Origin of the sequence: Alishewanella sp. WH16-1 (assembly GCF_001441695.1) — a bacterium.
In the GTDB taxonomy this organism is placed as follows: Bacteria; Pseudomonadota; Gammaproteobacteria; order Enterobacterales; family Alteromonadaceae; genus Alishewanella; species Alishewanella agri.
In genome coordinates this window covers 1-12,915 of record NZ_LCWL01000147.1, presented here as the reverse complement: position 1 = coordinate 12,915, position 12,915 = coordinate 1, and the positions used below count along the sequence as shown (strand labels likewise).

The window sequence follows — 12,915 nt, the reverse complement described above, 5'->3', positions numbered from 1 at the left end:
TTTTGGCATTAAAATTGCTATAGGAAATGAGTTACCGCAAACTTTCAGCACGGACAAATAGAATGCAGCCAGTTTCAATTCAGAGTACCGCCAGTCAGGATAGGCTACTGAGCAAAACACCAAACCGGAAAAAGCAATTGCTGTGGGCTCTGCTGCCGGCCAGTATCGCGCTCGCCACTTTACTGATTTGGCAACAAAGCAGTGGCTATGCCTCTTTGGTGATCCCGCGTCAGCAAGTACAAATTGCGACTGTGGAGCGCGGTGCCCTGGTGCGGGATATCGCAGCACAAGGCCGGATTGTTGCTGCCAATGCGCCGACACTTTACAGCCAGGAAGCCGGACAAATTGAATTTTTTAAACAGCCCGGCGAATCAGTGCAGGTTGGGGAGTTACTAGCACGGATCAGCAGCCCGGCGTTGTTGAGCGAATTTCAGCAGCAACAGGCGGTGTTAAGCTCCTTACAATCCGATGCTGAGCGCGCGTCCTTGCAGGCTCGCGAGCAACAACTGGATATGGAGCAAATCTTAAATACGGCTCAGGTCAATTTGCTGGCAGCCCGGCGTGAACTGCAACGGGCGCAGCAGTCGATCGATCTAGGCGTGATCCGCAAACTGGATTTTGACGTGGCGCAGGACAGGTTAACCCAGACTGAGCTGGAGTTCGCCCATGCCGAGCGCAAGGTTGCGTTGGCAAAAGATAAACTGGCTTTTGAACAAAAATCCCGGCAGCAGGATATTCAACGTCAGAATCTGGTAGTGACCGAGCTGGCACGTAAGTTACAGGCACTCGATATTAAAGCCCCGGTTACCGGTCAATTGGGTAATTGGCTGGTCGAGCAGCAAAGTCATGTGCTGGCCGGCCAGATGTTACTTACCGTAATTGATTTAACCCGTTATGAAGCAGAATTGCAGGTACCTGAGAGCTACGCCCGTGAGTTAGTGCCCGGCATGACAGTGGAGATCACGGTGGGTAATCAACAGTTGCCGGGCCAGATCAGCTCAGTGGCGCCGGAAGTACGCAACAATCAGGTCAGTGCCAGGGTACGTTTTGCTGATAACGACGCCCAGAGTTTGCGCCAGAGTCAGCGTCTGACGGCGCGGGTGATTCTGGAAGAAAAACAGAATGTGCTGAAAATTCCCCGTGGTGATTTTGTTGCTTCCGGCGGTGGCAAGGTGGCCTATCAATTGGTGCAGGGGCAGGCGGTGAAAAAACCGGTTGAGTTGGGCGCCTTATCAGTGCAGTGGGTAGAAATTCTTAGCGGTGCCAGCGAGGGCGAGCAGTGGGTGATTTCTAACCTGAGCGAATTCAAAGACCAGGCTCGCGTTAATTTAAATTAAGTCAGGACCAAACCATGATAAAAATTAATAACTTAAATAAAGCTTTTCGCACTGAACTGATTGAAACCCAGGCGCTGCGCGACATTCACTTAAACGTCAGCGAAGGTGAATTTGTCGCCCTGACCGGTCCGTCCGGTTCAGGCAAATCCACGCTGTTGAATATTCTGGGTACCCTGGAAAGCTTCGACAGTGGCGATTATCTGCTCGATGGTCAGGCGGTGCAAGGCCTGTCAGACCGGGCATTGTCGGCGCTACGTAATGAAAAAATCGGCTTTATTTTTCAGAGCTTTAATTTAATCAAAGATTTCAGCATCTACGACAATATTGAGCTGCCACTGCGCTATCGTGGTTTTAGCAGTGCCGAGCGTAAACAGCGCGTAGAGCAGGCACTGGAGCGCGTCGGGCTGGCCGGGCGGCGCAGCTATCTTCCGGGGCAATTATCTGGTGGTCAGCAGCAGCGGGTAGCAATTGCCAGGGCCCTTGCCGGTTCTCCCCGCATTCTGCTGGCCGACGAACCCACTGGTAATCTGGATTCGTTAATGGCCCGCCAGGTGATGGAATTGCTGGAGCAGCTTAACCGTGAAGGCTGTACCATTTTAATGGTGACCCATGATCCCGAGCAGGCACGTCGCGCCGGCCGGCATGTGCAAATTGTCGATGGCATGCTAAGCGAAGCCACCGTCTATCAACCGCTGGCTGTCAATCAGTAAGGGGATCCAATGCAAAACTTTAGCTACTATTTGCGGCTGTCGCTGCACAATATCAAAAGGGCACCGCTGCCTTACGCGTTGACGCTGATGATTTTAAGTATTGGTCTGGGCGTGTTTTTCAGTAACGCAACGCTATATTACTGGATGAACCGCGATCCTTTGCCGGAGAAAAGCCAGACCTTATTCTTCCCAAGGATTAATGCGGTACAACAAGCTTGTGATACCTGTGTTGAACCGATGCGTATTCATAATTATCAATTAGTTGAAAAGCTTAGTAGCTCAGGGATCCCTAGTGCGCAGGCCGCGATGTTTCAAAGTGCCGGCTACGCCCGTTTACCTGACACGACGAATGGCCCGACACCGGTAACGATTCGGGTCACTCAGCGCGATTTTTTTAGCTTGTTTAATGCGCCTTTTTTGCATGGTCAAACCTGGGCTGATAACAGTGCCCGCATGGAGCTGATATTACACGCTAACGCTGCGTTAAAATTTTTTGGCCGTACGCAGGTGTTGGGTGAGCGTTTACTATTGGATGGTGAGTTATTTACTATTGTTGGGGTATTGGATAACTGGCAGATGCTGCCGCGATTATACGATGTGAATAACGGCCTGGCGACCAGTGAGGTAGAAGAGATCTATTTACCCTGGGAGACGGCCTATGATTTAGCGTTGAAATCGAATACCACAACCCAGATCCGCGATGATCTGGATTACAACCAGAATTTTGCGCAAACCGGCCGGCAAGGCGAGTACTACCAGGCACAGTTTTGGGTGCAGCTGGATACTCCGGAGCAGGTAAAAGCCTATCAGCAGTTTATGGATAATCTGGTTGCCAGTGAGAAAGAGGCTGGCCGTCATCCTCGCCCCAGCGCCAATAAACTCCACAATATCCTCGAGATTGCAGAAGCCTTTAATGCCCGTAATCGGCAGTTGGATGCCTTTGCCGTCGTGTCGTTATTGTTTTTACTGGTGTGTCTGTTTAATGCCAGCCATTTGTCGTTAAACCGTTATCTGGCCAGTCAATTTGAGTTTAGTTTACGCCGGGCCTTGGGTGCCAGCCGCTTACAGCTACAAAGCCAGTTGCTGACCGATGTACTGGTTAATGGTCTGTTAGCTTTTGTGTTGGCACTGCTGTTCGCAGTCCTGATGTTGCTACTGATCAATCAGTTATTACCGGCTACCTCGGCGCTGACCAACTGGCAACCCTCGCTGCTGCTGGCGATGTTAGCCGTGGCGGTGCTGTCGAGTTATCTGGTTACACTTTACCCTGCCTGGCGCGCTTCTTACAGCCCGCTGAATCAGCAACTAAAAGCCTGAGGAGTCGCTGATGAGCTTTTCTTTATTACTGAAGTCGTTATTAAGACGCAAAGTGATTACCGCCCTATTATTGGTGCAGCTGGCCTTAACCCTTGCCTTACTAACCAATAGTGCGGTCTTGGCCTGGCAAGCACGGCAACTGGCTAATCAGGATACTGGCCTGCAGTTAGATCAGCTGTTGCGGGTGCCGTTAAAGCCTACCTTGCCTGAGCTGCGGCAACAGCCGGCCCTGGATGAATTAATCAGCCGGCAACTGGCAGCGGTGCAAAGTATGCCGGGAGTGGTTGCCGTAAGCTGGAGCAATCAGAGCCCGCTAGTATTTGGCGGGATGAATGGCAATATCTTTGTGCCGGAGCGGCAAGACACAACAGATGTCGGTATGGTACCGGTGCAAATTAACGGTATCGCAGTAAAAGAAGTGCTGGACTTACCATTGCTGCAGGGGCGTTGGCTGGAAGAAACCGATCAGGGTACCGATGCTCTGGTGATCAGTGACAAACTGGCGAAACGCTTGTTCGGTGAGCAAAGTCCGGTTGGGCAAGCTGTGAGCCGCGGTACTGTGGTCGGGGTGGTCGCAGATGTGTTTATGCAGCGTTATGCTGATGATCAGTATTATGCCAGCTATAGTTACTACAGTTTGCCGGGCGCCGATTATGGTTATCAGTTACTGGTAAAAACGGCCCCAGGTCAACTGGAACAGGTGCGCCAGCAGCTACCTCAGGTGCTGAGAGGGGTAGAGCTGGAAACCGATATCGGTACTATTCAGAGTTTCCGGGAATTACACCAAACGCTATTTCGTAGTGAAAGCGGGCTGGCGACGCTGCTGGCGGTACTAAGTGCACTGATGTTACTGGTAGCCATGATTTCAGCCTATAGCCATGCGCTGTTTCATGGGGTACAGCAGCAAAAAGAAATTGGCATTAAACGGGCACTGGGTGCCAGCCGGCCGCGGATTATGCTGGAGGTATTAACGGAGAGCTGGCTGACTACGCTAACCGGCGCGGCGGCTGGTGTGCTGTTAGCGCTATTACTGCAACAACAGCTATCTAAGGTACTGAGTATGCCAGCGCTGCCGTGGTATCTGTTGCCATTGACGGTGCTGTTGTTACTACTTTGTGTCAGTTTGGCAACATGGTATCCTGCGCGTCTGGCAACCCGGGTCTCTCCGGCTACGGCAACCAAGACCTTATAATAAATGATAAAAATACTGGTACTTGACGATAATCCCGCTATTGGCGGCGCCCTGCAAACGCTGTTTAGCCTGCACGGCTATCAGGTATTGCTGGCGGCAACACCGGCTGAAGCGCTGACGCTATTAGCCAGTGCCAAACCAGACTTACTGCTGCAGGATATGAATTTTGCCGCCGGCGTCAGTGATGGCGAACAGGGACGGGCGTTGTTTTATCAGATCCGCCAGCAGTTTCCGGCGCTACCGATTATTCTGATGACTTCCTGGACCCAGCTCAGTATGGTGGTGGAGCTGATAAAAGCCGGTGCGGTGGACTATATCGCCAAGCCCTGGGATGACCAGCGTCTGTTGCTGACTGTTGCTAATGCCGTCAGGCTGGCGCAACTGCAGCAGCAACAGCAACTGGCGCAGCAACAACAGCAAAACCTGTTTGCCGGTAAAGATCTCTGTGGTTTGGTGTTTGCCAGCCGCCAGATGCAACAGCTGCTGCAAATGACGCTGCAACTGGCGCCGTCACAAGCGGCGGTACTGATCACCGGCCCGAATGGTGCCGGCAAAGAGGGTATCGCCAGCGTGCTGCATGCCAATTCCAGTCGCAGTAAACAGCCATTTCTGAAGGTCAATATGGGCGCGCTGCCAGCGGAGCTGATGGAAGCTGAGCTGTTCGGAGCCGAAGCCGGTGCCTATAGTGGCCTAACCAAAACCCGGGTCGGGCGTTTTGAAGCGGCCGATGGCGGCACCTTGTTTTTGGATGAAATTGGCAACTTGCCGTTGGCCGGCCAGATTAAACTATTGCGGGTGCTGCAAAGCGGTGAATTTGAGCGGCTTGGCTCCAGCCAGACGCGCCGGGTTGATGTGCGGGTGATCAGTGCGACCAATAGCGATTTGCAACAAGCAATTAGCCGCGGCAGCTTTCGCCAGGATCTGTATTACCGTTTAAATGTGGTTGAGCTCAGATTGCCGCCATTAAAGGCGCGGCCAGACGACATATTGCCACTGGCGCGTCACTTTTTAGCGGGCAACAAGGCACTGGGCGCTGACGCCGAGCAGGCGCTGTTACATTACGATTGGCCAGGCAATGTGCGTGAGCTACAGAATGTCTGTCAACGGGCGGCGCTGTTGGCCAGTAGCGAGCAAATTACTGCCGCTGATCTTGGTATTGCCGCTGAAGTGTCAGGCCGCAAAGCGCTGGATGATATCGATCAGGCCAGCTTGCTGGCGGCACTGGAGCAGGCCGGCGGTATCGTCTCACGCGCTGCCAAACAGCTGGGGTTAAGCCGGCAGGCCTTTTACCGGCGGCTGGAATTTTACCGGATTAAATTACCATGATGCGGCGACAGCACTGGCAGCAGGCTTTGCAACAGCCGGTAGTTCGGTTGAATCTGGCTTTGCTGCTCGGTTTGCTGGGGGTAACTGCGCTGCTGGGCCTGGCTGCACAGTGGCAGTGGTTAAACCCGGCGTTAGCCCAGACCTTGCTAGTTGCGCTGTGGTTACTGTTGCCGCTGTTGATGTTACTGGTGCGCTGGCAATTGCAGCCGCTGAAGCGAGAGCTAACGGCGCTGAATTTACATGCTCAGAATTTGCAGGATGGCAGCTTTAATACCGGTGCCAATCCGCAGCAATTACGCTTATTAAAACCGCTGGCGGCGCAACTGCAGCAAATGAGTGAACAGCTACGGTTACAACGTAATAGCCTGTATCAGCGCGAGCTCTTGCTCGATACGCTGGTGCAGAGCAATCCGGGGCCGCTGATCCTGACCGATGATCGCGAGCGGATATTGTTAGCTAATCCGGCGGCGCGGCAACTGTTACATGGCGGCAAGGACATCAGCGGCCTGGCTTTACCGCAATTACTGGCCAGCTTTCCGGAGTTGCTGGCCGCAGTAACGGCCAGGCACAGTGGTTTGCTGAGATTAAGCGGCCAGCGGGAGAGTGTCTGGCATCTGGCGGTAAGCCAGTTTCAGCTACATAACCAGCAACACCGACTGTATTTATTGAAGCCGCTGAGCCGTGAGATCGCCCGTGAGGAGCTGAACGCCTGGAAAAGCTTGCTGCGGGTGATCAGTCATGAGCTGAATAATACGCTGGCGCCGCTATCGTCGCTGGCATTTTCCGGTAAGGTTGTGGCAGAGCGGCAGCAACAGACAGAGTTATCCGATATTTTTAATACCATCAGCGAACGCTGTCAGAGTTTGAATCAGTTCCTGCAGGCCTATATTCAGTTTGCCAAATTACCGCCACCGACGCTGGCGACCATTAATTTTGTCAAATTGATTAATGAGCTGCAGGATCAGTATGAGTTTGAGTTAATAGGGGAGTTACCGCGGCGACCCTGGCAGGCCGATCAGGCGCAGCTGAGTCAGTTATTGCTAAATTTGCTAAAAAATGCCCATGAAAGCGGCTCACCACCGGAGCAGATTAGCCTGACGTTGCATGAAACTGCAGAGCGGTTGACCTTTGAACTGCGGGATCAGGGCGGTGGTATGGCTGAAGCTCAGCTACAACAAGCACTCACGCCCTTTTATACGACCAAAACCGGTGGCTCGGGGATCGGCCTGACGCTATGCCGCGACATTATTCAGGCCCATGGTGGCGACTTGCAGTTGCAGAACAGCGCCGGTGGTTTGCTGGTACGTTTTAGTTTGCCGGCTATCTAGTCTTCGTTAATCAGCTGGTACTGCGCCGCCAGATAATCGATCAAGGCCCGCACCGCAGGCAACAAACAGCGTCTTGACGGGTATACCAGATGGATCACCTCGCGTTTGGGTTCCCAGTCCGGTAGTAAACGTACCAGTTGTCCACTTGCCAATTCCGCCAATAGCATCAGTTGCGGTAGCTGGACGATACCCGCCCCGGCCAGGACTGCCGTTTTCAGCGCCAGCATATCAGTGGTGACAAAGCGCGGTTGAAAATGCAGCAGCAGTTGCTGGCCATCACGGTGTTGCAGTTGCCAGCTATGCTGCTCCTCTGGCCGGGCGCGGCTTAGCGCCGGTAAACTTAACAGTGCCTGCGGCGTATCCGGCTCGCCAAAGCTTGCCAAAAGTGATGGGGCGGCAACCAGACACTGGCCACGGTCGGACAGGATTTTCAGGACCAGTGAGCTGTCTTCCAGCGGCAGCGGTCTGACCCGCAGCGCTAAATCAAAGCCTTCGGCAATCACATCGACCCGACGGTTGGTCGCCTCCAGCTGGATCTGGACTTTCGGGTATAGCGTCATAAAGTCAGCCAGCATCCGGCTGATATGAAAATGCAGCAAACCCACCGGGCAGCTTAACCTAATCACCCCTGCCGGCTCGGCCTTTAGCGCATCGATGGTTTGCTGGGCGGCATCGGCTTCAACCAGCACTGCCTGACAATGCAGATAATAGCGTTTACCGGTGTCGGTCAGCGTCAGCTGCCGGGTAGAGCGCTGTAACAACCGTACCCCCAGCCGCTCTTCGAGTAGGGCCAAACGCCGGCTTAATTTAGATTTCGCTACCCCCAAAGCGCGCCCGGCGGCGGCAAAACCACCGTGCTCGACCACTTTGGCAAAATAATAAAGATCGTTTAAATCCTGCATTTATCCCTTCCTTCGTTCTCAGAATGGAACGCTGTGTCGCATTCTGATGGACTACTGCTATTCTTGGCTTGCTATAAGCTTACCGGGTAGTACCGGCTGTGCCAAACAGCCTTTTTGTTCGGATGAAACAGGAGACCTGACGATGAACAAGCCCTATGTAAGATTAAATAGAGCGGATGCGGCCGTAATTTTAGTCGACCACCAAACCGGATTACTGTCACTGGTAAGAGATATTGATCCTGACCGCTTTAAAAACAATGTACTGGCACTCGCCGATCTGGCCAAATATTTTGCATTGCCCACCATTTTAACCACCAGCTTCGAGCAGGGGCCAAATGGTCCTTTGGTACCAGAGTTAAAAGAAATCTTTCCCAAAGCGCCCTTTATCGCCAGACCGGGCCAGATCAATGCCTGGGATAATGAAGACTTTGTGCAGGCGATTAAAGCTACCGGTAAGAAGCAACTGATTATCGCCGGGGTTGTCACCGAAGTCTGTGTTGCGTTCCCGACCCTGTCTGCCCTGGCTGAAGACTTTGATGTCTTTGTGGTAACAGATGCTTCCGGGACCTTTAACGAACTGACCCGCGACTCGGCGTGGCGACGGATGGAAGCCGCTGGCGCCCAGCTGATGACCTGGTTTGGTGTCGCCTGTGAACTGCACCGTGACTGGCGCAATGATATCGAGGGCTTGGGACAGTTGTTCTCTAATCATATTCCGGATTACCGCAATTTGATCAACAGCTACATGACCCTGACCGCCAATAAGTAATCTGCAACGGGCCTGCGCTGGCAGGCCCCGGGATAGCCAGAACATGACTACTGAGCATAGCAGCAAGGCCGGCGTCTCGGTCGGCATTGACCATCAGGTCAGGATTGACCAGCAGCAGCGGTATGAGCAATGGCTTGCTCATATTATCCAGGTTGCGGCGGGCTTTCCTGGTCACCAGGGAGTAGTGGTGTTAAAACCGGCTGCCGGTCAGCAGCGTTATTGTATTTCGGTGCGTTTTTCCAGCCAGCAGGATGCCGAGCGCTGGTTAAGCTCTGCCGAGCGGACCACCTTAATTGAGCAGGTCAAGCCCTGCCTGGCGGTGCCGGAGAATGTGCAAATTCTGTCTGGTATTGATTATTGGTTTGAACCGATCAACCCGCAGTCGCCACATCCGGTGCGCTGGAAACAATGGTTATTGACCACAGCGGTGATTGCCGTGCTAACAATGTTGGTCCCCTTGCTGTTACAACCGCTGTTTGCGCTACTGCCGTTTTTACAATGGTTTGGCGTGCGGCACGTCTTTTCTGCGGCCATTATTGTCGCTCTGGTGATTTATGTCGTCATGCCAAGATTAGTGCCGCTGTTGGCGAAATGGCTGTTTCGCTGAAGGTGCTTTGAGTTTTTCCGGGCTGCTGTGCCAGCCCGGCTTTCCCTGCCTGATACTTTTCTGCCATGATTAGTGGATGAACTTCTGCTGAGCAACGAAAAGCATGCGGTATTTGGCTATTTTGGTTATCTTGCTGCACCTGGCTGGCTGCAGCAACACCCGTTTTATCAAGCTTGAGCAAACCGCGGCACCGGCATTGGATCCGGTAACCAGTTTACTGGCTTACCGCTTTATTAGTTTACAACAGCAAGATGCTGCCAGTATCGCTGGCTATTGTCAGGCACTGCGCGACCAGTCGCCAAGTAGTCAACTCTATCTGTTGCAATTGGCCTGTGCTGAGCGCTGGCTGGCGCAACCGTTAAGCAACAGCGAACGGCAAGCGGCCATAGCGCTGTACAATGCCGCCTTATTACCACTGGTCAGAGCGGCATTACAGCCCGCTGCACAGCAACCCGCCTATCTGGCATTACAGTTAGAAGTTTTGTCAGACGACGGCTTACCGCTGACCCACTTTACGTTGGCCGCTGATGTGCAAGCTAAAGACCCTTTAATGCAGGCTCCTGCGGTGCAGGCGCTTGGCATCAGCCTGGTTGGGCAGCGACCGAACACGGGGCAGGGACGGGATCGCTGGTATCCGCCGGAAGGGATCTTTCGCGCTGTGACAGTGTTACCGGCAGGCTTTGATTTTCGAAACCCGGTGCAACCGGTGCTGCGGCTGCAGGCGCGGGTGATGACTCAGGCTGAGGAGTTGCAGTTTGGCGAGCAGCGTTATCCGGTGCATTATGATTTGGCTACACCTTATTTGTTGCTGGCCGAGGCGGCGCAAGTTGACCGCTTTGAACTGACCGGTTTGCTGCGTGCGGCTGAGGTGGAGAGTAAGCTTGGGATCTACGTGATAGAGCCGCTGGTTACCGATAAAATCCCGATCCTGATGATCCACGGTTTATATTCCAGTCCGCTGATCTGGCGGCGTTTAAGCTGGGCCATCTATGCCGATCCGCAGTTAGCCAAACGTTATCAAATCTGGCATGCCTTTTACCCAACAGGTCCGCCCCCTTTTTTAACGCGATGCGGCTGCGCCGTGAGCTGGAGCAGCTACGGGCAGAGTTGCACAACTTAGCTGCCAGTAATTCAGCGGCTACTGCACCGGCTTTGGCGCAAATGTGGCTGATTGGGCATAGCATGGGCGGTATTATCAGCCGGACTATGGTGGTAGATAGTGGTAACGCTCTGTGGGATCGCACCTTTAAGGTAGCACCAGAACAGTTGAGGCTCGAGGAGCAGGCCTTAGAACCCCTGCGGGAGATCTTTTTCCTAACACCAAAGCCATATGTCAGTGCTGTCGTTTTTCTTGATACACCACATCAGGGCAGTGATCAGGCACGTGGCCTGGCCGGCCGGCTTGCCAGCTCGTTAATCCGCTTACCCGGCAGTATGTATCAGGTGTTTTCCAGATTGTGGCAAGACGAGCGCATGCATTATCTGACCGATGAAATGCGGCCTTATATGTCAGCACAGGGACCAGATAGCGTACGGGTGCTGTCGCCCAGCCACCCACTGCTGCAGGAGCTAAGTAAGTTACCGCCGCAGGTGCCGGTGTATTCGGTAATTGGCAATAACAGACCCAAGCGCTGCCAAACTCCATTAGTATGCCCCGGCCTGAATGATGGTGTGGTCAGCTACCACAGCGCGCACTTACCGCAGGCACAAGCTGAACTGATAGTACCGTCTAAACACGACTCCTATCAATCACCAGAGGCGATTGCCTTTATTCTGCAGCAGTTAACCGCATGGCAAAGCGCCAACTGAGTTGCTGTTATTTTCAGCAGTTGACGCCGGCAGCCGGAAAAAGGGGCGAGAAAGCACTTGCGCCTGCTAAGCGGCATCGTATAATGCAGGCGTTTACCTCAAACAACTCCTCTCTGCCTGGGTGGCGAAATCGGTAGACGCAGCGGATTCAAAATGCAACGCGTCTTCGCAAAAGGTAGACTTAACTCTTTGAATAGTTTAGAGTTAAAGAAATAAGAGCTGGTAAAAAAGCTTGTAAAGTTTTGTAAAGGTCTGTAGCTACACTAGAGACAGATAAAAAAAGTCCTCTCAATGCCTGGGTGGCGAAATTGGTAGACGCAGTGGATTCAAAATGCAATGCGTCTAAGATAGTGGTAGACATAACTCACTGAATAGTCTACGATTCTTGAGTTATTAAAAGTGCAGCGGTTATGCAAAGTTTTGCAAAGTCCTGTTTCTGCACTAGTTACAAGATAAAAGACCTCTCAAATGCCTGGGTGGCGAAATTGGTAGACGCAGTGGATTCAAAATCCACCGTTGGCGACAACGTGCCGGTTCGAGTCCGGCCCTAGGCACCAATCATCGACTTATTTTTTTAGAAAATTTTTTAAAAAATATTTGAATCAACTTTAGTTAAGTCTGCTAGTGACTATACACCCAATCAATTTTCGCTTAAATTCATATCTCATTAACTTGATGTTACTCTTCTATGCAGGTAATTTAGGGACAATTACTGTACTAAAAGGAATCTAATTTGCTTAGTGATTCAGAGGATCTGAGGACCTTCGTTAAATCATTGTACCCAAACTTTGAAATATCGGATGTGGCAAAACGTTCCGGACAAAGAGTTGTTTATTTCGGAAGTTTCATAGCGGAATCAGAATTAGAACCGGAAGGGTGTAGTTCCTGGGGCGAGGTTGTTCTTAAGATTAGTGAAGCTGGGTCAAGAGCCGCAATTTCATATGTTCAAAAAGAAGTTTCTGTATTAAGAGAAATAAACAATAGCTCATACCCAGTTTTACATTTTAGTGAAGTAATAACAGCAGACCCTGGAACTGAGGAGATGTTAGAGCCTATTAGGTTCGTAAGCATTGAAGAACGTATTTATGCAGAACCTCTCTCTGAAAAAATGCAGACTTTTTCAGATGAAAAAATGGTTACCCATTTTCTATTAAATGCTGTAACAGCCCTAAGTGAACTTTGGTCACATCCTCAACGACTTGTGCACCGTGATTTGAAGCCTGACAATATTCTCATTAAACCTGATGGTTCGCTTGTGATTATTGATCTCGGAATTCTCAGAGAGGAAGGAACCGCAGGAGTAACTAATAGTTACTTTCTGTGTGGTCCGTGCACCCCACTATATGCAAGTCCTGAACAAGCAAAAAATGAAAAACAAAATATTTCTTTTAAAAGTGACATGTTTTCTCTTGGCGTAATAGTCTATGAGATGCTTACGGGAATCAACCCCTTTAAATCAACAGATGGAAGTAACTTTGTTGATGAAATACTGGAACGTGTTTGCAGCTATTCACCTGATAAATTGCAAGTTTTTGGTGTTAGTTCTGGACTCTCAGAAATAGTTGATAAACTTATGCAAAAAGAACCATTTAGACGTTTGCGTATTTCGGTTTGTCCG

Annotated in this window: 12 protein-coding genes and 1 tRNA gene; 12 read left to right on the top strand and 1 reads right to left on the bottom strand. The window is 51.6% G+C overall.

From position 1 onward, the window contains the following. Positions 1–62: 62 nt before the first annotated feature. The 6 genes from AAY72_RS15715 to AAY72_RS15690 are packed head-to-tail and all read left to right on the top strand — an operon-like array spanning position 63 to position 7,210. Positions 63–1,337 carry an efflux RND transporter periplasmic adaptor subunit gene (locus tag AAY72_RS15715; RefSeq protein ID WP_057788801.1) on the top strand — a complete coding sequence of 425 codons (1,275 nt, stop codon included), beginning with the start codon at positions 63–65 and terminating at the stop codon, positions 1,335–1,337. A gap of 14 nt (positions 1,338–1,351) precedes the next feature. Then, positions 1,352–2,047, top strand: coding sequence for an ABC transporter ATP-binding protein (locus AAY72_RS15710; RefSeq protein WP_057788799.1), 696 nt, complete (start codon positions 1,352–1,354; stop codon positions 2,045–2,047). Positions 2,048–2,056: 9 nt separating this feature from the next. After that, positions 2,057–3,364 carry an ABC transporter permease gene (locus tag AAY72_RS15705; protein WP_057788797.1) on the top strand — a complete coding sequence of 436 codons (1,308 nt, stop codon included), beginning with the start codon at positions 2,057–2,059 and terminating at the stop codon, positions 3,362–3,364. Positions 3,365–3,374: 10 nt separating this feature from the next. Further along, a complete protein-coding gene (locus AAY72_RS15700) occupies positions 3,375–4,556 on the top strand; it encodes an FtsX-like permease family protein (RefSeq protein WP_057788795.1) in 1,182 nt (393 codons plus the stop codon). 3 nt (positions 4,557–4,559) lie between these two features. After that, positions 4,560–5,882 carry a sigma-54 dependent transcriptional regulator gene (locus AAY72_RS15695; RefSeq protein ID WP_057788793.1) on the top strand — a complete coding sequence of 441 codons (1,323 nt, stop codon included), beginning with the start codon at positions 4,560–4,562 and terminating at the stop codon, positions 5,880–5,882. Next, positions 5,879–7,210: a PAS domain-containing sensor histidine kinase gene (locus AAY72_RS15690; protein WP_197408432.1), complete on the top strand. Its 1,332-nt coding sequence runs from the start codon at positions 5,879–5,881 to the stop codon at positions 7,208–7,210. The genes AAY72_RS15695 and AAY72_RS15690 overlap by 4 nt, the downstream gene beginning before the upstream one ends. On the opposite strand, the gene AAY72_RS15685 is transcribed toward AAY72_RS15690, so the two are convergent. Continuing rightward, positions 7,207–8,112 carry a LysR family transcriptional regulator gene (locus AAY72_RS15685; protein ID WP_057788791.1) on the bottom strand — a complete coding sequence of 302 codons (906 nt, stop codon included), beginning with the start codon at positions 8,110–8,112 and terminating at the stop codon, positions 7,207–7,209. The genes AAY72_RS15690 and AAY72_RS15685 overlap by 4 nt on opposite strands. Positions 8,113–8,254: 142 nt before the next feature. Here AAY72_RS15685 and ycaC point away from each other — a divergent pair, with 142 nt between their 5' ends. From ycaC to AAY72_RS15655, 6 genes are all read left to right on the top strand, one after another. Next, complete coding sequence (gene ycaC, locus AAY72_RS15680) at positions 8,255–8,881, top strand: isochorismate family cysteine hydrolase YcaC (protein WP_057788789.1); 627 nt, start codon at positions 8,255–8,257, stop codon at positions 8,879–8,881. Positions 8,882–8,924: 43 nt separating this feature from the next. Further along, a complete protein-coding gene (locus AAY72_RS15675) occupies positions 8,925–9,488 on the top strand; it encodes an antibiotic biosynthesis monooxygenase (protein WP_057788786.1) in 564 nt (187 codons plus the stop codon). Positions 9,489–9,591: 103 nt separating this feature from the next. After that, positions 9,592–10,608: a hypothetical protein gene (locus tag AAY72_RS15670; protein ID WP_057788785.1), complete on the top strand. Its 1,017-nt coding sequence runs from the start codon at positions 9,592–9,594 to the stop codon at positions 10,606–10,608. Next, complete coding sequence (locus AAY72_RS15665; protein WP_197408431.1) at positions 10,596–11,297, top strand: hypothetical protein; 702 nt, start codon at positions 10,596–10,598, stop codon at positions 11,295–11,297. Before AAY72_RS15670 ends, AAY72_RS15665 begins: the two co-directional genes overlap by 13 nt. Before the next feature lie 470 nt (positions 11,298–11,767). Next, positions 11,768–11,854: transfer RNA gene (locus tag AAY72_RS15660), tRNA-Leu, on the top strand. 176 nt (positions 11,855–12,030) lie between these two features. Further along, the coding region (locus AAY72_RS15655; protein WP_057788781.1) for a protein kinase at positions 12,031–12,915 on the top strand (885 nt) is incomplete at its 3' end.

Coding starts and splice junctions, on each gene's coding strand:
- AAY72_RS15715 (WP_057788801.1), top strand. CDS start 63: ATGCAGCCAGTTTCAATTCAGAGTACCGCCAGTCAGGATAGGCTACTG.
- AAY72_RS15710 (WP_057788799.1), top strand. CDS start 1,352: ATGATAAAAATTAATAACTTAAATAAAGCTTTTCGCACTGAACTGATT.
- AAY72_RS15705 (WP_057788797.1), top strand. CDS start 2,057: ATGCAAAACTTTAGCTACTATTTGCGGCTGTCGCTGCACAATATCAAA.
- AAY72_RS15700 (WP_057788795.1), top strand. CDS start 3,375: ATGAGCTTTTCTTTATTACTGAAGTCGTTATTAAGACGCAAAGTGATT.
- AAY72_RS15695 (WP_057788793.1), top strand. CDS start 4,560: ATGATAAAAATACTGGTACTTGACGATAATCCCGCTATTGGCGGCGCC.
- AAY72_RS15690 (WP_197408432.1), top strand. CDS start 5,879: ATGATGCGGCGACAGCACTGGCAGCAGGCTTTGCAACAGCCGGTAGTT.
- AAY72_RS15685 (WP_057788791.1), bottom strand. CDS start 8,112: ATGCAGGATTTAAACGATCTTTATTATTTTGCCAAAGTGGTCGAGCAC.
- ycaC (WP_057788789.1), top strand. CDS start 8,255: ATGAACAAGCCCTATGTAAGATTAAATAGAGCGGATGCGGCCGTAATT.
- AAY72_RS15675 (WP_057788786.1), top strand. CDS start 8,925: ATGACTACTGAGCATAGCAGCAAGGCCGGCGTCTCGGTCGGCATTGAC.
- AAY72_RS15670 (WP_057788785.1), top strand. CDS start 9,592: ATGCGGTATTTGGCTATTTTGGTTATCTTGCTGCACCTGGCTGGCTGC.